The organism is Ensifer sp. LC11 (assembly GCF_001695835.1).
GTDB lineage: Bacteria > Pseudomonadota > Alphaproteobacteria > Rhizobiales > Rhizobiaceae > Ensifer.
Genome location: NZ_MBSO01000031.1, coordinates 12,361 through 37,127, shown reverse-complemented (window position 1 = coordinate 37,127; position 24,767 = coordinate 12,361). Strand labels below are relative to the sequence as shown.

General features: G+C 62.6%; 22 protein-coding genes. 13 read left to right on the top strand and 9 right to left on the bottom strand.

What is annotated here, in order from left to right; genetic code table 11:
* The first annotated feature begins 56 nt into the window (after window positions 1-56).
* Together BBX50_RS20750 and BBX50_RS20745 are read left to right on the top strand one after the other, a co-directional pair.
* Window positions 57-2,363 (top strand): Tex family protein, encoded by a 2,307-nt coding sequence (locus BBX50_RS20750; protein WP_065777223.1) that lies wholly within the window; start codon window positions 57-59, stop codon window positions 2,361-2,363.
* Between the two features lie 209 nt (window positions 2,364-2,572).
* Window positions 2,573-2,890, top strand: a complete 318-nt coding sequence (locus BBX50_RS20745) for a hypothetical protein (RefSeq protein ID WP_065777222.1) — start codon at window positions 2,573-2,575, stop codon at window positions 2,888-2,890.
* A 24-nt stretch (window positions 2,891-2,914) separates the two neighbouring features.
* Here BBX50_RS20745 and rkpK read toward each other — a convergent pair whose 3' ends face one another.
* The 3 genes from rkpK to BBX50_RS20730 all read right to left on the bottom strand — a co-directional run bounded on the left by rkpK (window position 2,915) and on the right by BBX50_RS20730 (window position 5,815).
* Window positions 2,915-4,228 (bottom strand): UDP-glucose 6-dehydrogenase, encoded by a 1,314-nt coding sequence (rkpK, locus tag BBX50_RS20740; RefSeq protein ID WP_065777221.1) that lies wholly within the window; start codon window positions 4,226-4,228, stop codon window positions 2,915-2,917.
* Between the two features lie 168 nt (window positions 4,229-4,396).
* The gene (locus tag BBX50_RS20735; RefSeq protein ID WP_065777220.1) at window positions 4,397-5,413 is read right to left on the bottom strand and encodes an NAD-dependent epimerase; all 1,017 of its coding nucleotides are present in this window, start codon (window positions 5,411-5,413) and stop codon (window positions 4,397-4,399) included.
* Window positions 5,414-5,491: 78 nt separating this feature from the next.
* Window positions 5,492-5,815 (bottom strand): helix-turn-helix transcriptional regulator, encoded by a 324-nt coding sequence (locus BBX50_RS20730; RefSeq protein ID WP_065777219.1) that lies wholly within the window; start codon window positions 5,813-5,815, stop codon window positions 5,492-5,494.
* Window positions 5,816-5,865: 50 nt separating this feature from the next.
* Here BBX50_RS20730 and BBX50_RS20725 point away from each other — a divergent pair, with 50 nt between their 5' ends.
* Window positions 5,866-6,348 carry an SRPBCC domain-containing protein gene (locus tag BBX50_RS20725; protein WP_065777218.1) on the top strand — a complete coding sequence of 161 codons (483 nt, stop codon included), beginning with the start codon at window positions 5,866-5,868 and terminating at the stop codon, window positions 6,346-6,348.
* 143 nt (window positions 6,349-6,491) lie between these two features.
* On the opposite strand, the gene BBX50_RS20720 is transcribed toward BBX50_RS20725, so the two are convergent.
* Window positions 6,492-7,235 (bottom strand): L,D-transpeptidase, encoded by a 744-nt coding sequence (locus BBX50_RS20720; protein ID WP_065777217.1) that lies wholly within the window; start codon window positions 7,233-7,235, stop codon window positions 6,492-6,494.
* Window positions 7,236-7,470: 235 nt separating this feature from the next.
* Between BBX50_RS20720 and recO the strand changes: the two genes are divergently transcribed.
* The gene (gene recO, locus BBX50_RS20715) at window positions 7,471-8,238 is read left to right on the top strand and encodes a DNA repair protein RecO (protein WP_065777242.1); all 768 of its coding nucleotides are present in this window, start codon (window positions 7,471-7,473) and stop codon (window positions 8,236-8,238) included.
* On the top strand, window positions 8,231-8,737 hold the full coding sequence (locus BBX50_RS20710) for a PaaI family thioesterase (RefSeq protein WP_065777216.1): 507 nt from the start codon (window positions 8,231-8,233) through the stop codon (window positions 8,735-8,737). The genes recO and BBX50_RS20710 overlap by 8 nt, the downstream gene beginning before the upstream one ends.
* 61 nt (window positions 8,738-8,798) lie before the next feature.
* Here the strand turns inward: BBX50_RS20710 and BBX50_RS20705 are convergent, their stop codons facing one another.
* Window positions 8,799-10,811 carry a PhoX family phosphatase gene (locus tag BBX50_RS20705; protein WP_065777215.1) on the bottom strand — a complete coding sequence of 671 codons (2,013 nt, stop codon included), beginning with the start codon at window positions 10,809-10,811 and terminating at the stop codon, window positions 8,799-8,801.
* 195 nt (window positions 10,812-11,006) lie between these two features.
* Here BBX50_RS20705 and BBX50_RS20700 point away from each other — a divergent pair, with 195 nt between their 5' ends.
* From BBX50_RS20700 to BBX50_RS20690, 3 genes are all read left to right on the top strand, one after another.
* Window positions 11,007-13,814, top strand: coding sequence for a DUF2339 domain-containing protein (locus BBX50_RS20700; RefSeq protein ID WP_065777214.1), 2,808 nt, complete (start codon window positions 11,007-11,009; stop codon window positions 13,812-13,814).
* 9 nt (window positions 13,815-13,823) lie between these two features.
* Window positions 13,824-14,480, top strand: coding sequence for an HD domain-containing protein (locus BBX50_RS20695; RefSeq protein ID WP_065777213.1), 657 nt, complete (start codon window positions 13,824-13,826; stop codon window positions 14,478-14,480).
* A gap of 180 nt (window positions 14,481-14,660) precedes the next feature.
* Window positions 14,661-15,512, top strand: coding sequence for an MOSC domain-containing protein (locus tag BBX50_RS20690; RefSeq protein WP_065777212.1), 852 nt, complete (start codon window positions 14,661-14,663; stop codon window positions 15,510-15,512).
* Window positions 15,513-15,573: 61 nt separating this feature from the next.
* On the opposite strand, the gene BBX50_RS20685 is transcribed toward BBX50_RS20690, so the two are convergent.
* Window positions 15,574-16,506: a phytanoyl-CoA dioxygenase family protein gene (locus tag BBX50_RS20685; protein WP_065777211.1), complete on the bottom strand. Its 933-nt coding sequence runs from the start codon at window positions 16,504-16,506 to the stop codon at window positions 15,574-15,576.
* Between the two features lie 127 nt (window positions 16,507-16,633).
* On the opposite strand from BBX50_RS20685, the gene BBX50_RS20680 reads away from it, so the two are divergent.
* The 5 genes from BBX50_RS20680 (at window position 16,634) to nadC (ending at window position 22,751) form a co-directional block, all read left to right on the top strand.
* The gene (locus BBX50_RS20680) at window positions 16,634-17,500 is read left to right on the top strand and encodes an AraC family transcriptional regulator (RefSeq protein ID WP_065777210.1); all 867 of its coding nucleotides are present in this window, start codon (window positions 16,634-16,636) and stop codon (window positions 17,498-17,500) included.
* Window positions 17,501-17,598: 98 nt separating this feature from the next.
* Window positions 17,599-18,837, top strand: a complete 1,239-nt coding sequence (locus BBX50_RS20675) for an MFS transporter (protein ID WP_065777209.1) — start codon at window positions 17,599-17,601, stop codon at window positions 18,835-18,837.
* A gap of 172 nt (window positions 18,838-19,009) precedes the next feature.
* Window positions 19,010-20,089, top strand: coding sequence for a quinolinate synthase NadA (gene nadA / locus BBX50_RS20670; RefSeq protein WP_065777208.1), 1,080 nt, complete (start codon window positions 19,010-19,012; stop codon window positions 20,087-20,089).
* 105 nt (window positions 20,090-20,194) lie between these two features.
* Window positions 20,195-21,793, top strand: coding sequence for an L-aspartate oxidase (locus tag BBX50_RS20665; RefSeq protein ID WP_065777207.1), 1,599 nt, complete (start codon window positions 20,195-20,197; stop codon window positions 21,791-21,793).
* Window positions 21,794-21,842: 49 nt separating this feature from the next.
* Entirely contained in the window at window positions 21,843-22,751 is a 909-nt protein-coding gene (gene nadC / locus BBX50_RS20660) for a carboxylating nicotinate-nucleotide diphosphorylase (protein WP_065777206.1), read from the top strand.
* 124 nt (window positions 22,752-22,875) lie between these two features.
* Here nadC and BBX50_RS20655 read toward each other — a convergent pair whose 3' ends face one another.
* The 3 genes from BBX50_RS20655 to BBX50_RS20645 form a co-directional block, all read right to left on the bottom strand.
* Window positions 22,876-23,121, bottom strand: a complete 246-nt coding sequence (locus BBX50_RS20655; protein ID WP_139108558.1) for a hypothetical protein — start codon at window positions 23,119-23,121, stop codon at window positions 22,876-22,878.
* A 144-nt stretch (window positions 23,122-23,265) separates the two neighbouring features.
* On the bottom strand, window positions 23,266-24,279 hold the full coding sequence (locus BBX50_RS20650; protein ID WP_065777204.1) for an NAD regulator: 1,014 nt from the start codon (window positions 24,277-24,279) through the stop codon (window positions 23,266-23,268).
* A complete protein-coding gene (locus tag BBX50_RS20645; protein ID WP_065777203.1) occupies window positions 24,227-24,766 on the bottom strand; it encodes a tyrosine phosphatase family protein in 540 nt (179 codons plus the stop codon). The genes BBX50_RS20650 and BBX50_RS20645 overlap by 53 nt, the downstream gene beginning before the upstream one ends.
* Between the last annotated feature and the right edge of the window lies 1 nt (window position 24,767).

Genomic DNA, 24,767 nt, shown 5'->3' with positions numbered 1-24,767 from the left:
GCCTCGAAGGCATGCGCCTTTATGGTCGCCTACCAAATAGGAAAGACGGAATTCCCATGGCAAGTCCTGCAAAACTCATCGCCGCCATCATCGCCGCCGAAATCAAGGCAACGCCTTCGCAGGTCGTTGCCGCAGTCGAACTGCTCGACGAAGGCGCCACGGTGCCGTTTGTCGCGCGCTACCGTAAGGAAGTGACCGGGGGGCTCGACGACACGCAGCTGCGCACCCTTTCGGAGCGTCTGACCTACTTGCGCGAGCTTGAAGCGCGCCGGGCCTCGATCCTTGAATCGATCCGCGGGCAAGGCAAGCTGACCGAAGAACTCGAAGCCAAGATTGCCGCCGTCGAAACCAAGGCCGAGCTCGAAGACATTTACCTGCCCTACAAGCCGAAGCGCCGCACCAAGGCGGAGATCGCGCGCGAGCGGGGTCTTGGCCCGCTGGCCGAAGCGATCCTTGCCGACCGCACTGTCGCGCCCGCCGATCGTGCAGCGGCCTATCTGACGGCCGAGGTCGCGGACGTGAAGGCCGCGCTCGACGGCGCGCGCGACATTATCGCCGAAGGCATGACCGAAAATGCCGACCTGCTCGGGCGCCTGCGCAACCACATGAAGGCTGCCGCCTTCCTGCGTGCCAAAGTCGTCGACGGCAAGCAGGAGGCCGGCGCCAAGTTCTCCGACTACTTCGACCATTCCGAACGCTGGGCGACGACGCCGGGTCATCGGGCCCTGGCGATGCTGCGCGGCTGGAACGAAGAGGTGCTTTCGGTCGACATCGTTGTCGACCAGGACGATGCCTCGCCGGTGAAGCCGGTCGAGCGCATGATCGCCGCAGCCTACAATGTCGGCGCGCATCTGCCGGGCGACAAGTGGCTCTCCGAGATGATCGGCTGGACCTGGCGTGTGAAGCTGTCGATGTCGCTTTCGCTCGACCTGATGCGCGAGCTGCGTGAGCGCGCCGAGGAAGAGGCGATCCACGTCTTTGCCCGCAATCTCAAGGACCTGTTGCTCGCCGCTCCGGCTGGTTCGCGTGCAACGATGGGGCTCGATCCGGGCATCCGCACCGGCGTCAAGGTCGCCGTGGTCGACGGCACGGGCAAACTCATCGAAACAACGACGGTCTACCCGTTCCCGCCGAAGAACGACATCCGCGGCACCCAGGCCGAGCTTGCTTCGCTCATCCGCAAGCACAACGTTGAACTGATCGCGATCGGCAATGGTACCGGCAGCCGCGAGACGGAGAAACTCGTCGCCGACATGCTCCAGCAACTACCGGCGCCGAAACCGACCAAGGTCATCGTCTCGGAGGCCGGCGCATCCGTCTATTCGGCCTCGGAAACCGCCGCTCTGGAGTTTCCGGGCCTCGACGTCTCGTTGCGCGGTGCGGTCTCGATCGCCCGCCGCCTGCAGGATCCTCTGGCGGAGCTCGTGAAGATCGAGCCGAAGTCGATCGGCGTCGGCCAGTACCAGCACGACGTCGACCAGTCGAAGCTCAGCCGCTCGCTGGATGCGGTGGTCGAAGACGCGGTGAACGCCGTCGGTGTCGACGTCAACACCGCTTCGGCGCCGCTGCTTGCTCGTGTGTCCGGTCTCGGAAAATCCTCCGCCGAGGCGATCGTTGCGCACCGAGACGCGACCGGGCCCTTTGCAAGCCGCAAGGAGCTGTTGAACGTGGCGCGGCTTGGCGCGCGCACCTTCGAGCAATGCGCGGGCTTCCTGCGCATTCCAAACGGCAAAGAGCCGCTCGACGCGTCCTCGGTCCATCCGGAGGCGTATGGTGTTGCCAAGAAGATCGTCGCTGCCTGCGGCCGTGACGTGCGGGCGTTGATGGGCGATAGCGTGGCGCTGAAGAAGCTCGACCCTAGGACCTTCGTCGACGAGCGCTTCGGATTGCCGACCGTCAAGGATATTCTCGCGGAGCTGGAAAAGCCCGGCCGCGACCCGCGCCCGAGCTTCAAGACCGCGACCTTTGCCGAGGGCGTCGACGACATCAAGGATCTGAAGGTCGGCATGCAGCTCGAAGGCACTGTGACCAATGTTGCGGCCTTCGGCGCCTTCGTCGACATCGGCGTGCATCAGGACGGGCTCGTTCACGTGTCGCAGCTTGCTGATCGCTTCGTCAAGGATCCGCACGAGGTCGTCAAGGCAGGGGATGTCGTGACGGTCCGTGTCACCGAAGTCGACGTTGCCCGCAAACGGATTGGCCTCACCATGCGTAAGGATGGTGGCGCCGAGTCAAGCCGCGAGGCCAGGGCAAGTGTGCCGGCGGGTGGCAATCGTGGCGCGCCAATGCGCCAGCAGAAGCCGCAGCAACCGGCCCAGGGTGCCTTCGGCGCCGCTTTGATGGAAGCGATGAAGCGCAAGTAGGGCTTTGCTCCACCGGGGCGCGCCAAGTGCGCCGGCGGCACGCTCTATAAATTAGATAATTGTAATAATACCGCCTTTCCACCATACTGTTCGTATGGCGGCACGCGCATTGTGTTGTACGCGCGATGCCGATGTAGCAGCCGGTCGCCGGCGGAAAAGGTCAGCGCAAACTCCTCCTCCGCCGGGCGTCCGGTGAAAGGAGTTGCGTCATGGTTCGCAAGGCGATCCGCGGTCTCGCGCTGGCCGCACTTCTGGCAGTTGGCGTAACGGCGCGCCCCGTCCCGGCAGTTTCGCAGGCCCCCATCAATTGCGCCGACCGATCCGAGGTGATCGAATTTCTGGCGCGGCAATATCGGGAAAAGCCGGCGGCGACCGCTCAGATCAATCCGCATGCGATCATGGAGATCTATGCGGCTGACAATGGCAGTTGGACATTGATCGTTACCGATGTGAACGGCCGCAGTTGCGTCATCCTTGCCGGCAAGAACTGGGAATCCCTGCCGGCGCTGCCGATACCAAAAGCATAGCTTTCCTGTCTTACGGGTCGGCCCTCATTGCGACCGGCCGACGCTCGAATAGGCAAAGCCGTGCTTCACGACCTCGTCCTGGCGATAGATGTTCCTGAGGTCGACGAGAATGGGCGTCTTCATCACGGTCTTCAACCGGCGGAAATCAAGTGCCCGGAACTCATTCCATTCGGTAACGATCACCAGCGCGTCGGCTTCGTTGGCCGCCTCATAGGGGTCACCGGCATAGTCGATGCCATCGATGACTTTCTTTGCATTCTCCATGCCTTCCGGATCGTAGCCAATAACATGGGCGCCGGCGTCCTGCAGCGTCTGCACGATCGCGATCGCCGGGCTGTCGCGCATGTCGTCGGTGTTCGGCTTGAAGGTAAGCCCAAGAATCGCGATCTTTCGACCGCGCACATCGCCGCCGGTGGCCGCGATCACCTTGCGACCCATGGCCCGCTTGCGGTTGTCGTTGACTGCAACCGTGGTCTCGACCAGCCGGACAGGGCTGTCATGGTCCTGCGCGGTTTTCACCAGCGCCAGGGTATCCTTTGGGAAGCATGACCCGCCATAACCGGGTCCGGCATGCAGAAACTTCGAGCCGATGCGCCCATCGAGACCGATGCCACGGGCGACATCCTGGACATTAGCGCCAACCCTCTCGCAGAGATCGGCCATCTCGTTGATGAAAGTGATCTTCATCGCCAGGAAGGCGTTGCCGGCATACTTGATCAATTCCGAGGTGCGGCGCGAGGTGAAGACGAGCGGCGACTGGTTGAGATAGAGCGGACGATAGACTTCGGTCATGACATCTCGCGCCCGCGCGTCGTCGCCGGCAAGGCCGATGACGATCCGGTCGGGCCGCTTGAAGTCTTCGATCGCAGCGCCCTCGCGCAGGAACTCCGGATTGGAGACGACGGCAAAATCGGCGTCCGGGTTGGCCTCGCGGATAATGCGCTCGACCTCGTCGCCGGTGCCGACCGGAACGGTCGACTTCGTCACGATCACGGTGAACCCCTTGAGGTTCTCGGCAATCTCGCGCGCGGCCGCATGCACATAGGAAAGATCCGCATGACCGTCGCCGCGCCGGGAGGGGGTGCCGACGGCGATGAAGATGACGTCGCTGTCAGCGACGGCAGCAACAAGATCGGTCGTGAATGTGAGCCGGCCCGAGGCGACGTTGCTTGCGACCAGATGGTCGAGACCGGGTTCGAAGATCGGAATACGTCCCTGCATCAATGCGTCGATCTTGCTCTCATCCTTGTCGAGACAGACGACATCATGACCGAAATCCGCAAAACACACGCCGGAAACAAGGCCAACATAGCCGGCGCCGATCATCGTGACTTTCATAGGCTCTTTCCCTTGTTGTGTTCCACAGCGAGCTCAGATCATACAACGTGCAAATGTGTATTTTGCAATTGCTTATGCGCTGAGGTACACACCCATTTATGCTCGATTGCGACTAAGACAAGCGTTTCGCCAGCAAGTATTTCAGTTCGGAACAACTGGCGATCCGGCTCACCGGCCCGCGCTGTAGTATTCCTTGTACCAGGCTGCGAAGCGGGCGACGCCCTCTTCGACCGGGATCGAGGGCTTGAATTCGGTCAATGCTTCCAGAAGATCGGGTGAAGCATAGGTGCGCGGCACGTCGCCCTGCTGCATGGGCAGCATGTTGCGCAGCGCCGGCTTGCCGACGGCCCTTTCCACCGTTTCAACGAAGGTCATCAGCTCGACCGGCTGACCGCCGCCGATATTGACGACACGGAACGGCCCCTGGCGCGACAGCGTGTCCTCGGCCTTGTCGGACGGTGCCCGGTTTTCCTCCGCAGGCGCCACGTGAGAGAGCCTGAGAATGCCCTCGACGAGATCGTCGATATAGGTGAAGTCGCGGCTCATGCGGCCTTCGCCATAAATATCGATCGGTTGCCCCTTGTGAATGGCGTCGACAAACTTGAACAGCGCCATGTCGGGCCGCCCCCAAGGGCCATAGACCGTGAAGAAGCGGAAGGCCGTCGTTGGCACCTTGTAGAGATGGGCATAGCTGTGCGCCATGAGTTCCATCGATTTCTTGGTGGCGGCGTAGAGCGTCATCGGCTCGTCGGCGCGATCGGTTTCGGCAAACGGGATCTTGTCGTTGGCGCCATAGATCGAGGAGGTCGAGGCGAGCATCAGGTGCTTGGGGCCAAGTTCCCGCGCCAGCTCCAGGATGTTCCAGGAACCGACCAGATTGGAATCGACATAGGCCTTCGGGTTCTCGAGGCTGTAACGCACGCCGGCCTGGGCGGCGAGGTGGATGATGACCTCGGGATCGGCCATCTCGGCTGCCCGGCGAAGCGCATCCTTATCCTCAAGCATGCCGACGACCGCCTTGAAGCCGTTCGAGCGGGCGAGGATCGCGTGCCGATGCTCCTTCAGCGTGACGTCGTAATAGGGGGTCATGCCATCGAAGCCGACGACGAAATGCCCTTCGTCGATCAATCGCTTAGCAAGATGAAAGCCGATGAAGCCAGCAGTGCCTGTGATGAGGTAGCGCACGACGGTGTCCCCAGGTTTGCGTATCGGCCGTTCATACGAAGAAAGCGGTTCGATTGAAAGCCGAAACCATCGCTCTGGTTATCCGTCGAGGTTCTGCTGCAGGGCCGACAGGATCGACATCGCATGGCCGGCATATTGGCTGATCCAGCGATCATGGATGGCCTGAATCGGTAATGCATTCAAATGGTTCCAGCGCTCGCGCCCTTCGCGGCGGACGAGCACGAGCTCGGCTTCTTCAAGCACTTTGAGGTGCTGCATGACGGTGCAGCGGTCGAGGCTGCCGAATTGCTCGCACAGCATGCCGGTGGTTCGTGGGGCGTGCTTCAGCGCGTCGAGCATCTGGCGACGCAGGCCATTGGCGAGCGCCTTGAAAACCAGGTCGTCTTTCGAATCGGTTGACATGTTATTTTTTTATAACATAACATGTCCGGGTTCAATAGGAGGTGCACGTTATGCCCTTTGAATTTCGTGTGAATGGACGGATCGATCGCCCGGTTGGCGAGGTCTTCGATGCCGTGGTCAATCCGAACCAGTTGAGCCGTTACTTCGTGACGCTCGGTGGGATCAGCGGACCGTTGGTTGCAGGCACCACGGTGACCTGGTGGGGAGAGGTGCCGATAACGGTTGAGGAAGTCGCGGCCAACGAGCGCATCGTCTTCCGCTGGGATGCCATGGTCGCCAAGGGCGAGGAACCCTACAAGACGCGGGTCGAAATGCGCTTCCAGTCGCTCGATGACGGCGCCACCATGGTGACGATTGCTGAGAAAGGCTGGCGCGAGAACGAGCAGGGGCAGAAGAGCTCCTACATCAACTGCGAGGGATGGTCTCAGATGCTCGCCTGCATGAAGGCCTGGCTCGAGCACGGCATCAATCTGCGCGAGGGCTACTACGTCAGCGAGCTCTCGGGCAAACCAGCGCTCGAGCCGCAAGTCTGACCAGGCCGCCGGGCCAACTTTGTAGAAGGTTTGTCAGGTCGACGAGGCCCCCCGGCGAAGGCTTCCAGCAGCTGGGTACGGCCGCGTCGTGCACTGTTAGGTCGCCGGACGCCTCATCGGCGCCCGGTGGCGTGAGTATTGGGTCAATAGGCCGGAGGCAGGCCGCCGTTCTCGATGCTCGCCATCGGTACGCTCCCCGCCGGCTCGGTCATCGGCGGTTCGGCCTGCAGCACGACGACACGCGAATCGAGCGGCACGCGGCTGTAGAGGTCGATGATGTCGGGGTTGAAGAGGCGGATGCAGCCGCTCGACACGGCCTTGCCGATCGACCAGGCCTCGGTGGTGCCGTGAATGCGGAACAGCGTGTCCCGATTGCCCTGGAAAAGATAGAGCGCGCGCGGTCCGAGCGGGTTGCGCACGCCAGGCTCCATGCCTCCGGCAAGCGGGCCGTAACGCTCGGGTTCGCGCTCGACCATGCTCTGTGTCGGCGTCCAGCGCGGCCATTCGGTCTTGCGCGCAATGCGCGCTTCGCCTTCGAATTCCAGTCCGGCCTTGCCGACGCCGATGCCATAGCGCATTGCCATGCCGCCATCCTGGACCAGATAGAGGAAACGGTTCTGGGTATCGATGACGATCGTGCCCGGCGGCTCGTGCGTCTGATAGGCGACTTGCTGACGAAGATAGCGCTTGTCGACCTTGCTGATGTCGATGGCATCAAGCGGGAATTTTTCGTTCGGCAGTGGCCCGTACATCGCCACATAGTATGGATCCGGTCCCTTCGGCTTGGCCGGCCCCGAGGTGGTGACGCAGCTCGCGAGCGTCGAGGTGGCAAGAAGAAGGGCGAAGAGCTGCGCCAGGCGGCCGGCGCTGTTCCGGGACACACACATAATGAAATTTATTATCCTGCTGATTGTTTTTGGGGCGGGAGAGACGGCTTTGCCGCTCCCCCGTTCTAATGTCAAACATGGCATCGGGGCGGCAACAGCATGTCGCAAGTGAGGCGGGCGACGAGTGTAACCGAAAGGCGACACTCGCCCGCAGTGGGGATCCGCGCCCTTCGTCGTCCATGGCGGGCACCATCATAGCTTGATCCGGCTTCCGCCGCGGGTGTATGCCATGCCCATGCAATGGAGCGATCAGGCCATCATTCTCGGCGTCCGGCGGCACGGCGAAAGCTCGGCCATCGCCGAAGTCATGAGCGCCGCCCACGGTCGTCACCTCGGCATGGTGCGCTCGGGCCGCTCGCGCACCATGCAGCCGGTGCTGCAGCCGGGCAACACGGTCGAAGTCACCTGGCGCGCCCGGCTTGACGAGCATCTCGGCGAGTTCCGTATCGAGCCTTTGGAACTGCGCGCCGCGCGGCTGATGGAAACCGCGACCTCGGTCTATGGTATCCAGGCGCTCGGCGCGCTCCTGCGGCTGCTTCCCGAGCGCGATCCACTTCCGCATCTCTACGAGGCGCTCACCGTCATCGTCGATCACCTCGCCGATCCGGCCGACGCTGGCGAATTGTTCGTGCGCTTCGAGCTTGCCGTCCTCAACGATCTGGGTTTCGGGCTGGACCTTACCGAGTGCGTGGCAACCGGTACCCGCACCGAACTGGTCTATGTTTCACCGAAATCGGGCAGGGCGGTCTGCCGTGCGGCCGGCGAGCGTTATGCCGATCGCATGCTGGCGCTGCCGGATTTTCTTTCGACCGAAACGAACCGGGCGGCGGACCATGACAGTCTCGCCGCCGCCTTCCGACTGACTGCCTTCTTTCTTCACCGCCATGTCTATGAGCCGCGCGGTCTCGACGTCTCCTCCGCCCGCGACGGCTTCGTCCATGCGGCGCTCAAGGCGTTGAAATCCCAGTCCCTGTCGCCTGACCCAGGAGTTGCAGATGCTTGAACTTTATCCCGGCATGCCCGTACCCGGCATCGGCGTGCTGCCCCTCGACCGCGTTGCCCGCGATGGTGGCCTCAAGACGATGTTGGACTTGCTGAACGGCGAGCTGCCGGCGCCGCCGATGTCGAAGACGCTGAAGTTCGGGTTGAGTGAAGTTGAAGAGGGCAGGGTGGTTTTCAGGGGATTGCCGACGGCAGAACATCTCAACCCGCTCGGCACGGTGCACGGCGGATGGACGGCGACGATCATGGATTCTGCACTCGGCTGCGCAGTGTTCACCACGGTGAAACCAGGCGAGGCCTATACGACGGTCGAGTTCAAGGTGAACCTGGTGCGGCCGCTGCTGCCGGACATGGGCGAAGTGTTTTGTGAGGGGCGCATCGTGCATCGCGGCCGCACCCTCGCGACTTCGGAAGCATGGCTTCGCGACGGAAACGGCAAGCTGCTTGCCCATGGCACCGAAACCTGCGCGATCTTCCCGATCGATAATCTTCGGCGCTAGACACCACCACAAGGAAGACGCCGCGCGAGAGCGCGGCGTCCGTTTGCACTGGTAGTTTGCGTCAGCCGATGCGGCCGCCGCCCTGTTTGGTGACCGCGACGACGGCCGGACGCACCGGCATGTCGTCCTTGAAGTCGGGCCAGCGGGTTGCCGGGGTCTCGTAGGTGGCAAGACCCGCATCGCCCGGGTGCTGGACGGCGAGGAAGAACGTGTCCGACGTCGGGTTGAAGCACGGGCCGCACATTTCAGCGCCGACCGGCACCCGGAAGAAGAGCTTCGAGGTGCCACGGGCGGCCCCGTCGGTGTCGATCGCCCATATGCCGTCGGTACGACCGGTTTCCTTCTGGTTGTTGCCATCGGTCGAAACCCAGAGCCGGCCGTCCGCGTCGATCGCGCAATTGTCGGGCATGCCGAACCAGCCGTTCTTGGTGGTTGCCGTCGAGAACGACGCGCCAACCTCGGCAACGCTTGGATCGCCGCACTTCAGCAGAACGTCCCAGCGGCTCTTCAGCGAGGCGAAGTCGCCATCGGTCTCGCTGATCTCGACGATATGGCCGAAGGCGTTCTTGGCGCGCGGGTTGGCGGCGTCGACTTCGTCTGCCTTGCGCTTGGTGTTGTTGGTCAGCATGACGTAGACCTTGCCGGTCTTGGCGTTCGGCTGAATGTCTTCCGGGCGGTCCATCTTGGTCGCACCGAGTGCATCGGAGGCAAGGCGGGTGTTGATCAACACGTCCGCCTGCGAGGCAAAACCATTTGCCTCGGTCAGCGGGCCTTCGCCATGCACGAGCGGCATCCAGGTGACGGTGCCGTCCTCGTCGAACTTGGCCACATAGAGCGTGCCTTCGTCGAAGAGGTCCATGTTGGCGGCGCGGTCACCAGGGTTGAAGGTGCCCTTGGTTACGAACTTGTAGACATAGTCGTAGCGCTCGTCGTCACCGGAATAGAGCACGACACGGCCGTCCTTGTTGACGATGGATTCGCAGCCTTCGTGCTTGTAGCGGCCGAGTGCCGTGCGCTTCTTCGGCACCGAGGTCGGGTCGCGCGCATCGACTTCGACGATCCAGCCGAAACGATTGGGCTCAGTCGGCTCCTTGGAGACGTCGAAACGGTCGTAGAACGAGGCCCATTCATACTGGCCGCCCGGTGCGCCCAGGCGCTTCAGTTGCTTGTACTCCGGGTGATCCTCGGCGATCTCGCCACTGAAATAGCCGTTGAAGTTCTCCTCGGCCATCATATAGGTGCCCCAGGCGGTGACACCGCCGGCGCAATTGTTGATGGTGCCGAACACCTTCCTGCCGGTCGGGTCGGACGGCGTCTTCAAGCGGTCGTGGCCGGCAGCAGGACCGGTGATCTGCATCTCGGTGTTGACGGTGATGCGGCGGTTGTGCTTGCCGTCGAGAACCGGCTGCCACTTGCCGTCGACCTTGCGGATCTCGATGATGGTGCCGCCATGGGCGGCCATCTCGATGTCGACCAGTTCCTTGCTGTATTTCCCGAGAACGACCTTCTCTTCCTCGACTTCCTTGCCGTCCTTGGTCACCTTCTCCTTCACCACGGAGGCGAAGGCCGGGAACATCAGTTCGGCATTGGTGTATTCGTGGTTGACCACGAGCAGGCCGTGGTCGGCGCTTCCCTCGAGCGGGATGAAGCCGACATAGTCGTTGTTGTAGCCGAATTGCTTTTGCTGGGCGGCGGCGGTCTGGTTCTTCGGGTCGAAGTCCGGGCTGTCGGCGAAGATCTTGTCGCCCCAGCGCAGCAGGATGTCCGCATCATAGCCTTCGGCAACGTGGTGCGTCTCGTCGACACCGGCCTCGATCTCGGCGAAGTCGAAGTGCGAGCCTTCCTCGGCGCGTGCCTCTTCAGCGGTCAGAAGCGCGAGCGGACTGACGGTCGTGGAAATTGCAGCGACGGCCAGCGATCCACCGATGAAGGAGCGACGGGAGAAACGGCGATTAATGATGTCGCCCATCGTCGGATTGGTGGAACAGTTCTGGCCGACGTCCTCCAGTTCTTCCCTGCGCTCCGTCAGCGTCTTGAATTCGGTTTCTTCGGTCGGTCCGAGGTGCGTGTCCATGGTCGGCTCTCCTGGTTGAACGTGGAAACCACCGTGGCGGGCCACGGTGCTCATCCGCCTGTATCAGTTGCCCGATGACAGTTCTGCGACATTTCCGTGAAGAGATTGCAGCGCTCGGCCGTCTATGGATTTGGCGAGCGCACAAAAGTTTGTATGGTTGCGCAGAGTGCGCCGGCGCGACTCTCAGGGGAATACATGTTCGAAATCTTTGCTTTCGTTGCCTTTATCCTGGCCCTTTCCGCCTTCCTAGGCGGCCGCCGGACGGCCGAACGGCTGGCCGCCGAGATCGCCGCTTTGAAGGCGGAGATAGCGCGGCTTAACACGTCGACAAGCGAAGGACTCGGCCCCGAGGCAGCGACTGAAAACGTTGCTCCGACAGCGTTACCGGTCGAGGCGGAGATGGCTGACGAGGGTGTTATCGCTACGTCGGACGGCGCGCGCGAAGGTGCGCGCATCTTCAGCGACGCGACGGCGAGCGAGGAGGAAAGCCACGCCGATGTCCTGACGACAGAAACGGTGCCTGTCTCCGCCATGCCGACGCGTTCTGCCGAGAGCCTCGAAAGCAAGCTCGGCGCACGCTGGGCTGTCTGGGTCGGCGGCGTTGCCTTGGCACTCGGCGGCGTCTTCATGGTCAAGTACTCGATCGATGCCGGCCTCCTCAGCCCGGCAGTGCGCCTGACGCTCGCTGCCCTGTTCGGGCTCCTGCTGGCTGCCGCCGGCGAAGTCATCCGCAGGCGCGCCGTGCCTGTGATCGCCAACGAGTTCCAGAACGCGATGATCCCCGGCATCCTCACGGCGGCCGGTGCCGTGACCCTGTTCGGGGTCGCCTATGCCGCCCACGGCATTTACGGCTACATCGGAACGGTGACCACTTTCGTTCTGTTGGCGGTGATTTCGCTGTCGACCGTGGGGCTATCGCTGCTGCATGGGCAGGCGCTGGCCGGCCTCGGCCTGCTCGCTTCCATGATCACGCCGGCGCTGGTCGCGAGCGATGAACCGCGGCCTTGGGTCCTCTTCGGGTTCTTGTCGGTTGTGTGGCTTGCGACATTGCTGGCGTCTCGCCGGCGGAGCTGGACCGTGGTTCCGACCCTAGCCAACGCCGGCATCGGGCTTTGGGGGCTTGCCTATGTCACTGCGGTCTCGCCGTTCGAGCCACAGCCGGTTGCTTTCGCGCTACTGGTGGTGATCGCGGGCGTTGGGTTGATCTGGCCGGGTGGCGTGGAAAGAGTGCCGGTCGTGGAGCCGTCTGACGGAAATGAGCAGCCTGGAGCCGCGGCGGACCCGTGGGACCGGTTGTTTAAGCCACCCCACACGCCGATCAGCGTTTCGGCGGCAATCACGGCTGCGGTGCTCGCGCTCCTGTTCATCAGTCCCGTGGTCGAGGCGATCAGATATCCAGTGGCAGAGTTTGTTATCGTCATCGCCGCGCTCGCTGTGTTCGGGGCCCTGAGGACAACTGCGGTTTATCCAGCCCTCGTTTCCGGAATCGGTGCGATAGCCGGCGTCTGGAATCTGACGACGCTGAGCGGTGTGCTGACCTATTTCGATCCTTCGCTGGCCGACATTGCCTCGGCAATTGTCGTACCTGGCCGAACGGCAATGGTCACGGCGATGCTGCTTGCGACGATGTTCGTCCTGTTGGGCGGTCTCGTCTTGCGGCGCCGGCTCGACACGCACCCCCAATACGCCATTCTATGGGCGTTCATGGCCGCTGTGGTTCCAGTCGCGCTGACGGCCATGTCATTCCTGATGACGGGCAACTACGCCTTCGACCTGCCGCACGGTCTGTTCGCGCTCGTCGTCGGGGTTGCGTTGCTTGCGCTTGCCGATTGGCTCTACCGCGCGGACGAAACGGCAGGGGATGGCGATCTGGCAGCAAGCCTGCTGGTCCTCGGTTCCTTTGCTCTTTTCATCCTCACAGTCCACGCCTGGACCGACGGGCTCGTCTCGACGCTTGCGATTGCCGTGCTCGGCACGGCTTACGCCGTCGCGACGCGCATCCGCACATGGCCGATCCTTCCATGGATGACCGGGGCGGCGGCGATCGTTGTTCTCGGGCGCATCGGCTGGGAGCCAACGATCGTCGGCGCCGGCAATCTCGGCACCACGCCGGTGTTCAACGCGCTGCTGCCGGGCTACGGCATTCCCGCGGCACTGCTCGTGGCTTCGGCCTACTACCTTCGCTCCTGGCCTGATACACGGGTGCGCAACCTCCTGCAGGCGCTCGCAAGCCTCTTCGTGCTGTTGACGGTGGCAATCCTTGTGCGCCATGCGATGAACGGCGGCGTCCTCGACAGTTCCGTGCCGACGCTCGGTGAGCAGTCCACCTATACGCTGCTGGCGATCGGTGCGTCCGCGATCTTCATGAGCCTCGACTTGAAGTCCCCGAGCCCTGTCTTCCTCTACGGAGGGATGGGCATCGGCGTCCTCTCGATGCTGTCGGTGCTCTCGGCGCATCTCTTCGGGCTCAATCCCTATTTCAGCGGCGAGCTTCTCGGGCGCATCCCGTTCTTTGACCTGTTGCTGATCGGCTATCTGTTGCCGGGGCTCGGTTACGCCGGTTTGGCCTGGTATGCACGAAACAGGCGGCCGATGCCCTACGTCACGGCGCTGGCCGTCAGCGGTGCAGTGCTTGCTTTTGTCTGGGCAAGCCTCTCGGTGCGCCGCGCCTGGCAAGGAGAAAACATCGCAGCCTGGAAGGGTTTCCTGCAAGGGGAAACCTATACCTACTCGGTCGTCTGGCTGCTGCTTGGCGTGCTGCTGCTCGTGCTCGGTTCACGTTTCCAGGCAAAGAGCATCCGCATCGCCTCTGCAATTCTGGTCTTCGTCGCCGTCCTGAAGGTATTCCTGATCGACATGTCCAACCTCGAAGGTTTCCTGCGGGCGCTGTCCTTCATCGGTCTTGGCGGTGTATTGATCGGCATCGGTCTCTTCTATCAGAAGATTCTCTCCGGTATGGGCACTGCCCAAAGGACACCGGCAACGCCGGCCGAACAGCCATAGGATGTCTCTGTGACACGCATCTCGAAACTGGCGGCAGCCTTTGCGCCGCATGAGGAACTTGCCGCCGCACTGTTGCCGCACGCCTTTGCCGCGGATGACGGTTCGCACGACGCCGCGCACTTGATCCGCGTCTGGAAGAATGCGACGCGCATTCACGCGGACGAGGGGGGCAATGTGCGCAAGCTCGCCGCGGCGGTCCTGCTGCATGATTGCGTTTCGGTTGAGAAAAATTCTCCGCTCCGAACCCAGGCATCGCGGCTGGCGGCGGAGAAGGCGACGGATATCTTGCAGGCACTCGGCTGGGGTGCCGAGGAGGTCTCCTCGGTGGCGCATGCCATTCTCACGCACAGCTTCTCGGCCAATATCCCGCCGGAAACTCTGGAGGCGAAAATCCTTCAGGATGCGGACCGGCTCGACGCGATCGGCATGGTCGGTGCGGCCCGCTGCTTCTACATCGCCGGGCGCATGGGCAGCGGTCTCTACGATCCGCTTGATCCGATGGCCGAGGCGCGGGATCTCGACGACAAGGCCTTTGCCATCGACCATTTCGAGACCAAGCTGTTTCGGTTGGCCGACGGTTTCAAAACCGAGGCCGGGCGTCGGCTGGCGACGGAGCGCGAGCAGCGCTTGCGCGACGTGCTTGCCATGATGCTAGACGAAATTTGAGCAGTTCCAGGAAAACTGCATCGTGGTTTTCCGTCCGGAATTGCCTCGACATACAACGCCAGTTCGTTTCTTCTTTTCCCTGAAGCAGAGAAATGATCTAAGCCTTTCAACGGATTGGTGCCGCTCTGTGAATCGGATCGTCAGGTGCCTGAATCATTTTCTGAAGATGAAGGAATTGCCATGAAGGTGACCGGCCTCAACATTCATCCGCTGAAGAGCGGCCGCGCCATCGCCCGCGAGGCGGTTGTTGTCAATCTCGACGGTTTCGAGGGTGACCGGCGCTTCATGCTCGTTGAGCCGGACGGGCGCTTCATCACCCAGCGCGAATTGCAGTCGCTGGCCCAGGTCGAGGCCACGCACATCGATGGCGGCGTGCACCTGAAGAAGGGCGGGGACGAAATTTCCGTCCGCTTCGATCCCGACCGCCGACAGAACGTCGTCGTCTGGGGCAGCGAAGTCGACGCCGCCGTGTCCGACGACACGGCGAACGTGACCCTGTCCGCATGGTTTGGCCGGCCGGTCAAGCTTGCGCATATGGATGCATCCGCCGAACGGCTCGTCGGCGCCGACTGGGCGGGAACCGCGGCCCCCGTCGGCTTTGCTGATGGCTTTCCGATTTTGATCACCACCACCGGATCGCTCGCCGACCTCAACCGTACGCTGGCTGACAAGGGCCAGGATCCCGTCGGCATGGATCGCTTCCGCACCAATATCCTCATCGATTGCGACGGCGCCTGGGAGGAGGATTTCTGGGAAAGCGTCGAGATCGGCGGCATCGTGTTCGATCTCGTCAAGCCGTGCGCCCGCTGCATCATGACGACGCAGGACCAGATCACCGGCGAGCGCATCGGCGGCAATCCGATCCAGGGGCTGGCCGAAAAGCGCATGTCCTCCGATCGACGCGTTGCCGGCGTGCTCTTTGGTTGGAACGCCGTGCCGCGCAAGGAAGGCACCCTGAAGCTCGGCGATGAGGTCAAGGTTATCGGCCGACGCGCTGAACGCTGGCCAATGAAGGTGCGGGCGTCGGCTTAGTTCATACACAATTCCGGACGGAAAACCGTTTCGCACTTTTCCTGGAATTGCTTGAGAGTTCTCAAGCCCAGGGCGTAATGCCGAGCAGTTTGGCGCCGAGATCCGAAAGGCTGGCGGGGGAGGCGTTGTGCTTCTCCCATTCGCGCGGATCGCCGGGGAAAGCGTCGCGTTTCGGGTGGTCGAGTTCTCGCCATAGCCGTACCCGTTCCTCGCGCTCGGCGACGTTGCCCCATTGCGCCGGATGCATCGAGATGTACTGCGCCATCCGCACGCGGCCGTCGGAATGGTTGGGACGCACGCCATGGGCGAGCAGGCTGTTGAAGATCATCAGGTCGCCCGCCTCCATCTCGATGTTGACTGTCGAGAGACCGGTCATGTCCGGGTGCATTGGGTCGCGGTCGGCGGCTTGAGTCTTCTCCCAGCTTTCGAAGTTTTCGAACAGTTCCGGCACGCACTGGAAGCCACCGACATCACCATCCTGTTTCATAAGGCTCAGCACGCCCTGAACCCCGATCGGCAGCGGTCGGATGGAGGTGTCGACGTCCCAGTGAATGAATCCGTCAGGATTGCCCTTGACCTTTTTCGGCGGGTTAAGGTTGGCGCGGTCGATCGTCACCCACAGGTCTTCCCGGTCCCAGATGTCGACGAATGCACCGTAGATGCGGGGCTCCTGCCGGTTGTCCCAGAGATATTGATGGTTGTAGATCTCCAGCATGCCGGTGTTGTTGAGCTCCTTCATCTTGTGCTCGCGCCGCTGCGGCGCGTACCAGGTCGAAGCATCCGCCGGATCCTTCTCGTCGAAACGCCAGAGCAGATCGACGAGACGTTCGACATTGGTCGGCGGCACCGCCTGGCGCACAATGACATAGCCCTTGGTGATCCAGTGCTGCCAGTCCGCCTCCGACAGCACGCGCAATGGCAGCCGTTTCTTGATGTTCTTCAGTTGGATTTCGAGATTGGCGGCTGTCGGATGGCTGTCTCTAAGCGCCTGCATGGATGTCTCCTCGCCTTGATTGTTCGATTGGTCGATGGAGAAAGCCTAGCCGTTCCGTTGGGGCCGTGTTGCACAGAGCAGGCCAAGATTGATACTATTCTGGCTTATGGGGACGGGGTGATGCAACATGAAGGCTGTTTTGCAGAAGATACCGAGGGCGACAAATGCTTCGTCGATCCTGCTCGACCGCCGCCTCGACGATTCCATTCCGTTCCAGTGGCATCATCATCCGGAGTTCGAACTGACGCTGACGCTCAACTCGCGCGGCCAGCGCTTCATCGGTGACCACATCGGTGCCTATGACGATGGTGATCTCGTGCTCGTCGGCTCCAACCTGCCGCATACCTGGCATTCATCGAGCAAGATCGAAGAGGCTCAGCCGCATGTGGCGCTGGTTCTCTGGTTTCATCCTGAATGGGTGGAACGGCTCGACGAAGGGTTCGTCGAACTCGAAGGCGTGAAGGCGATGTTCGAGCGATCGGCGCCGGGTCTGCAGTTTTCGACAGAGGTGGCCGCCCGGCTGCGGCCGCTGTTTGAAGGCTTGCGAAGGCTGGCGCCGGAGGAACGTCTGCCCGATGTCCTGTCGCTGCTGACGATCCTTGCCCGCGAGCAACTCACGGTGCCGCTGTCGAGCCGTGTCGTCACGCCCTCGGGGCGCAGCGTCGACCGCGGCCGCCTCGACCGCGTGCTCGATCATATCCATCTCAACTACGCCGAAAACCCGTCGATGGACGAACTCGCCGATCTGGCCGCCCTCAGCCTTTCGGGTCTGCACCGGCTGTTTCTCCGCCACCTCAACATGCCGGTCTCGGAGTATCTGATGCGGTTGAGAATTGGCGAGGCCTGCGCGTTGCTCACCGGCTCCGGGCGGTCGATAGCCCATATCGCCGAAGCGGTCGGCTATCACTCGATCGCCAACTTCAATCGCCAGTTCAAGGTAACCAAGGGCATGACGCCCAGGCAGTTCCGCAACCGCTTCCACCGTGGCGTTTAAATCAGCCATCAATTCTGGTGATCGCGGCGTCAATTTAATTGGCTTTTATCTGTTTTAGCACCCGCCTAGGATCGCGCTCCATCAATCGGAGTAGTTCCATGTCCGCTGTTTCCGGAGCATCCGTGCCGTCCAGTGCTCGCCAGGAAATGCCCTGGCTGATCATTGCCGCTGGTTCGGTCGTTGCGATGCTCACCTTCGGCCCGCGTTCGGCAATGGGCTTTTTCCAGCTACCGATGCTTGCAGATACCGGCTGGGACCGGACAACCTTCGGGCTTGCCATGGCGCTGCAGAACCTGTGCTGGGGCCTGAGTCAGCCCTTCTTCGGCGCGGTCGCGGACAAATTCGGCACGTGGCGGGTGCTCGCCATGTCGGGTCTTCTCTACGCTGCGGGTCTGTTCATCATGGCTTTCGCCAATGCGCCGATCTGGCTGCATATCGGTGGCGGCGTTCTCGTCGGCATGGCGGTCGGCTCCGGGTCCTTCGGCATCCTGCTCTCGGCCTTCGCCCGCAACGTCACGCCGCACCAGCGCTCGCTTGCTTTCGGTATCTGCACGGCAGCCGGCTCGGCGGGCATGTTCCTCTTTGCGCCGTTGAGCCAGGGGCTGATCTCCACCTTCGGCTGGTCGGACAGCCTCGTCTATCTCGGCATTTTGATGCTGCTGGTGCCGTTCTTTGCCATTCCGCTCGTTGGCAATGCCTCCTCCGGTCGCCAGAGCGAAGCACACTACAAACAGTCGATCGGTGAAGCACTGAAGGAGGCGCTGGGGCACAAGAGCTACCTGCTGCTGGTCTCCGGCTTCTTCGTCTGCGGCTATCAGGTCGCCTTCATCACCGCGCATTTCCCGGCCTATATCGGCGATATCGGCATCGACGCGCGTTATGCGGTGATCGCACTGGCGTTGATCGGCTTCTTCAACATCATCGGCTCGCTGTCGGCGGGCTTCATCGCCCAGCACTACTCGAAGCCCTATTTCCTGGCACTGATCTACATCGCCCGCTCGGTGGCGGTGACCGCCTTCCTGCTGCTGCCGCAGACGCCGACGTCGGTGATCATCTTCGCCATCGTCATGGGTCTGCTCTGGCTTTCAACCGTGCCGCCAACCAATGCGCTGGTCGCCATCATGTTCGGCACACGGCATCTGGGCCTGCTCGGTGGCATCGTCTTCCTCTCGCATCAGGTCGGCTCGTTCCTCGGTGTCTGGATGGGCGGTTACCTCTACGACCGCTTCGGCTCCTATGATCCGGTGTGGTGGCTGGGGGTGGCGCTTGGCGTCTTTGCAGCGATCGTCCACTGGCCGATCGAGGAGAAGAGCGTGGTCCGACCGGCGCTGGCCTGAGGAAATCGAGGAAATCGGGGGCGTCGTGAAAATCGGCGCTCCATTCTTGAATTCTGTCACAAAACTTTCTAAATCAACCCATGCGGCTTTGCCGCTTTTGTTTTGGTTCAATTATGCTCAATTTGAGCATAATTGAAAGCCGCCCGAAAATAGGGGCGGAGAGGAGATCTCGATGACGCGCCTTGTTACCCGCACTGAGGCTGTGGCGAACCCGGTTCCTGTCAGCGCCGCCCAGCGCTTCGGCGTCATCGAAAGGCCCGAACTTGCCTTCACGCCGGCGATCGCCCGCGAAACGGCGCACCTCTACGAGAAGGTCAAGGATTTCATCCCGGCGATCGAGTGGCCGGCCTATGCGCCTTATGTTCATGCCATCAACCGGCTGAAGAAGGAGCGCAACGCCGTCATCCTCGCGCACAATTACCAGACGCCCGATATCTTCCACTGCGTCGCCGATATCGTCGGCGATTCGCTGCAGCTCGCCCGTGACGCCGCCAAGGTCGATGCCGAGATCATCATCCAGTGCGGCGTGCATTTCATGGCCGAAACATCGAAGCTGTTGAGCCCGGAAAAGACAGTGCTGATCCCCGACGCCAAGGCCGGCTGCTCGCTGTCGGAATCGATCACCGGCGCCGACGTTCGCCTGCTGAAGCAGCGCTATCCCGGCGTTCCCGTCGTCACCTATGTCAACACCTCCGCCGATGTGAAGGCCGAAACCGACATCTGCTGCACCTCGTCGAACGTGCTCGACGTCGTCGAGAGTTTTGAGTCCGACACGGTGCTCTGCATTCCGGACGAGTATCTGGCAATGAACGTGGCGCGCCAGACCAACAAGAAGATCCTGACCTGGAAGGGCCACTGCGAGGTGCACGAGCGCTTCACCGCGGCCGAACTGCTCGCCTACAAGGAAGCCAATCCCGGCATCGAGATCATCGGCCATCCGGAATGCCACCCGGATGTGATTGCCGTCTGCGACTTCGCCGGCTCGACCTCCGGCATGATCAACTATGTCAAGGACAATCGCCCGTCGAAGGTGCTGCTCGTTACCGAATGCTCTATGGCGTCAAACATCCAGGCGGAGATCGAGGGCGTCGAGTTCGTCAAGCCGTGCAACCTCTGTCCGCACATGAAGCGCATCACGCTGCCGAAGATCCTCGACAGCCTGCTCAACATGACGGAAGAGGTTCTGGTCGACCCGGCGATCGCCGATCGCGCCCGCCTCGCGGTCGAACGCATGGTGAACCTCAAGCAGTAACAATTTCCGCCGGGCGAGATGCGCCCGGCTTTACAGCGCCGCGCGCCTGGGCGCGCAAAGGTCGCTGTACAGAAGTTCCGCATGCGCATTGGAGGAGAATGAAACATGCTGACCGACCATTTCCGCCCGCAATCCTTCAACGGGATTGACGACATCGTCATCGTCGGTGGCGGCCTGGCCGGGCTTTTCTGCGCGCTGAAGCTGAGCCCAAGACCCGTGACGATCCTCGCGGCCGCGCCGATTGGACATGGCGCGTCGTCGGCCTGGGCGCAGGGTGGCATCGCCGCAGCCATGAGCCCCGGCGACACCTTCGAGAAACATGTCGCCGACACACTTGCCGCTGGCGCCGGCATCGTCGACGAGAAGATGACGCGCATGATGGTGGCCGAGGGCCCGGCGCGCATCCACGACCTGCTCGAATACGGCGTGCCCTTCGACCGCGACCTTGAAGGCAAGTTGCTGCTTTCTCGTGAAGCGGCCCATTCCGAGCGTCGCATCGTTCGCGTCAAGGGCGACATGGCCGGCAAGGCGATCATGGAGGCGTTGATCGCGGCCGTCCGCAAGACGCCGTCGATCCGTGTGATCGAAGGGTATGTCGTCGAGGAACTCGTCCGCGAGGGGCGTTTCATCTCCGGCGTCATCGCCCGGCCGGACGCCGGTCAGTCGAAGAAACGCGTGTCGTTCCCGGCGCGCGCTGTCGTGCTTTGCTCCGGCGGTGTCGGTCACCTCTATGCGGTCACCACCAATCCGTGGGAGGCCTGCGGGCAGGGGGTCGGCATGGCTGCCCGCGCTGGCGCGATCATCGCCGATCCGGAATTCGTACAGTTTCACCCGACAGCGATCAACATCGGCAAGGACCCGGCGCCGCTTGCGACCGAGGCCCTGCGTGGCGATGGCGCCCAACTCCTGAACGGTGCCGGCCATCGCTTCATGCTCGACATCCACCCGGACGGCGAGCTTGCGCCACGCGATATCGTTTCGCGCGGGGTCTTTGCCGAGGTTCAGGCCGGGCGCGGCGCCTTTCTTGATTGCACCAAGGCGGTGGGCAAACACTTCCCCGAAATGTTCCCGACCGTCCACGCTTCGTGCATCGCGGCCGGTATCGATCCGGTGACCCAGCCGATCCCGGTCGTTCCGGCAGTCCACTATCACATGGGCGGCGTGCTGACCGACGCCGAGGGTCGCACCTCGATCGATGGTCTCTGGGCCGCGGGCGAGGTGACCTCGACCGGCGTGCATGGCGCCAACCGGCTCGCTTCCAACTCGCTGCTCGAAGCGGTCGTCTTTGCCGCCCGCATTGCCGAGAACATCAAGGGGAGCCTCCCGACACCGCAGCTCACCGAATGGGGCGACAACGCCGGTGAAAACGACGATCCGGTGACCGTCGAAGACAGCCCGCAGCTAAAAGTGCTGCGCCAGGTCATGAGCGACTGCGTCGGCGTGATCCGCACGCGTGAGAGCCTGGTGAAGGCGATCCGCGAGATCGAGCAGCTGGAGCGCGAGAACACGCGCATGCGCTTCACCAATATCATCACGACGGCCAAGCTGATCACGGTTGGCGCGCTTCGCCGCACCGAGAGCCGGGGTGGTCACTTCCGCGCCGACTGCCCGGCGGAACGGCCGGAATGGCGCCGCCGCACCTACCTGACGCTCGCCGATGCCAACCGGCTGGCAAAGGAACTGGCGGAAACGGAACCGGCTTGATCCGGCATCTGCCGCTCGCAAGCGACCGAAGTACAAGGACGAATAGCAGATGACCGCAGCCCTCCGCCCCGAACTGCCCGCGCTGATGATCGAAGACCAGGTACGCGCGGCGCTGATCGAGGACCTCGGCCGTGCCGGCGACATCACCACGTTGTCGACGATCGGACCGGAATTGACGGCGACGGCCGGCATGAATGTCCGCGATGCGGGCATTGTCGCCGGGCTTGATCTCGCCCGTGCAGCCTTCCGGCTGGTCGACCCGTCGATCCGCTTCGAGGCGCTCGTCGCTGACGGCGACCGGGTGGCACCGGGAACGGCGATTGCCCGTATATCGGGTCGTGCCCGCGGCCTGCTTTCGGCCGAGCGTGTCGGGCTGAACTTCCTCATGCATCTCTCGGGCATTGCCACCTATACGGCGACATTCGCCGACGAGATCGCCCATACGCGTGCGAAGGTTTGCTGTACCCGCAAGACGATCCCGGGGCTGCGTGCGCTTGAGAAATATGCCGTGCGCCTCGGCGGTGGCTCCAACCATCGCTACGGGCTCGATGACGCGGTGCTGATCAAGGACAACCACATCGCCGTTACCGGCGGCGTTGCCAGCGCAATCCACGCAGCGCGCGCCTATTGCGGTCATTTGGTCAAGATCGAGATCGAGGTCGATGGCCTCGACCAGATGCGCGAGGCACTAACCGCTGCACCCGACGTGATCCTGCTCGACAATATGGGCCCGGATCCGCTTCGCGAGGCCGTTGAGGTCAACCGGGCGCACTGGCGGCTTTCCGCCGACGCCTATGCCCACGATCCCCGTCGCACCCGCCTCGAAGCCTCCGGCAACGTCAAGATCGACACGGTGCGGGCGATCGCCGAGAGCGGCGTCGACTACATCTCGACCTCGAAGATCACCATGGCTGCCCCGACGCTCGATATCGGCCTTGACGTGGTGATCGGGCGCTAGCAAGCCGAAGCAGTTCCAGGAAAAGTGCGAAGCGGTTTTCCGTCCGGAACTGCGTGCTTCAAGGGAAGCAGTTCCAGGAAAAGTGCGAAGCGGTTTTCCGTCCGGAACTGCTCAAGCCCGACACTCAACGCTGCATGATGAACGGGCAAGAGAAACGATCGCCGACAGTGATCTGCGTGCCGCAGTCGTAGCGGCAGGTCTTGAACTGTCCGTTCGAATCCTGGCTGTTGAGATTGCAGATGGTGGTCTGCGGCTGCGAGCCGCCGGGCTGCGAGTTCTTGAAATAGTCCGGCATCTTCGGCTTCTCATCGATACCCGATTGGGGCGAGGTGCCGAGCAGCGACGTAAGCAGGGTCAATGCGAGCAGCATGGTTGTCACCTCGGTCATAAGCGGTGCGGAAGCAGGGAACGTTTGCGTCGCGGTGGGCGCGTCCGCGCCATAGCCTAGAGAATGTAGTGCAAATTTTGCGATCTGTTAGACGCAGCGCCGATTTTCAGCAGCGGTGATCCGCAATTATCGCCCGCCGACCTTGAGCCCCGGGGCAGGACGTTCGTCCAGGATCTGACGGCGAAAACGAAAGAGCGCGGCGGGGCGCCCGCCGGTCGACGAAAGCGTCATGCCTGTCGGCTCCACCAGTTCTGCGCCTTCGACGAGGCGGCGGAAATTCTGCTTGTGCAGGTGGCGCCCCGAGATCGCTTCCACCGTTGCCTGCAGGTCCGTCAACGTGAACTCCGGCGGCATCAGTTCGAAGACAACAGGCCGATATTTGATCTTGCCCCGCAGCCTGGCGATCGCGGTTGCGACGATGCGCCGGTGGTCGTGACGCATCGCCTGTCCGGCGCTTAAGACCTGCTGGCCGTTGCCATGGCCGTCGATTGCGGCTTCGGGCACAAGGCCCGCCTCATAGAGCAACTCGTACCGTTCCAGCACGCGCTCCTCGTCCCAGGGAAAATCATCAAGGCCGAAAGCGAGGCGGATACGTGCCCGGCGCGGCGCGACGGGGGCGACCCTTTCGTCGCCGGATTCCCAGCGCGCAAGCGCTGGCAGGATTGTCTGGTCGAGCACGGCCGGGCGGCCCTGCCGCCAATCTTCCCAAGGCAGATAACCGTACCAGTCGCGCCAATGCGCGCCGGCCTCCGCAAGCCGTTCCGTGTTCTCGGCATCGGTTCTTGTCAGCGCCAGATAACCGACCGAGACCATGTGCTTGCCTTCCTCGCCCGGGAGCCGCTGGCGGCCGCGATCGCCGAAAGTGTAGAGCTGCTCGATATAGCCGAGCTTGAGCGCAGTGCGCTTTTCGACGCGGTCGCGCAGGCTCGTTTCGAATGTGCGGTGCCGGGCCGGGTCAAAGGGGCCGAAGGGCAAACTGTCGCGCGCGTCTCCGTCCGTTTCGCTGACGGCGAGAATGCGTGGGCTGCGGTGAACGACCGCAACGATCGCGGCATTAAGGCCGATTTCGACGGTCGTCGGCTGTGTCTCAATTGGCAACAGCTGCTCCTTCGGCGAGAAGCGGCAGGACGAAGGGCGCATTGCCGTCGGTGTCCGCGCCTCGACCGATCGCGCGGACAGCGGCGATCAGCCGCCCGTTGCGCTCAAGCACGGCATCGCCGATCTCCACGAGCCGGGAGTTCGGCGTCGCAAAGGGCGAGGCGTGCCGCAAACGCTGCACCAGCGCGGTGTCATCCTGGTCTGGCTCCGTCGCCAGCGCCGCGATGAGCGCTGCGGCGGGCGAACGGGAAACGCCCATCCAGCAATGAACAAGCAGCGGCCGCGCGCGGTCCCATTCGCGGGCAAAGGCAATGATTTGCCGGACGTGGTCTTCCTGCGGCGCCACCAGATCACCGGTGCCGGCGAAGGTGATGTCGTTCATGCCAAGCGTCAGATGCCGTGCCTTGGCGATCACGCCGGGCCGATGAAAATCCTGGCCCTTGGCAACGAGGCTGATCATCTCCGTGCAGCCGTGTCGGACGGCCATTTCGGCCATGCGGGCAAGCGGAGAAACGATGATGTCGGGCATG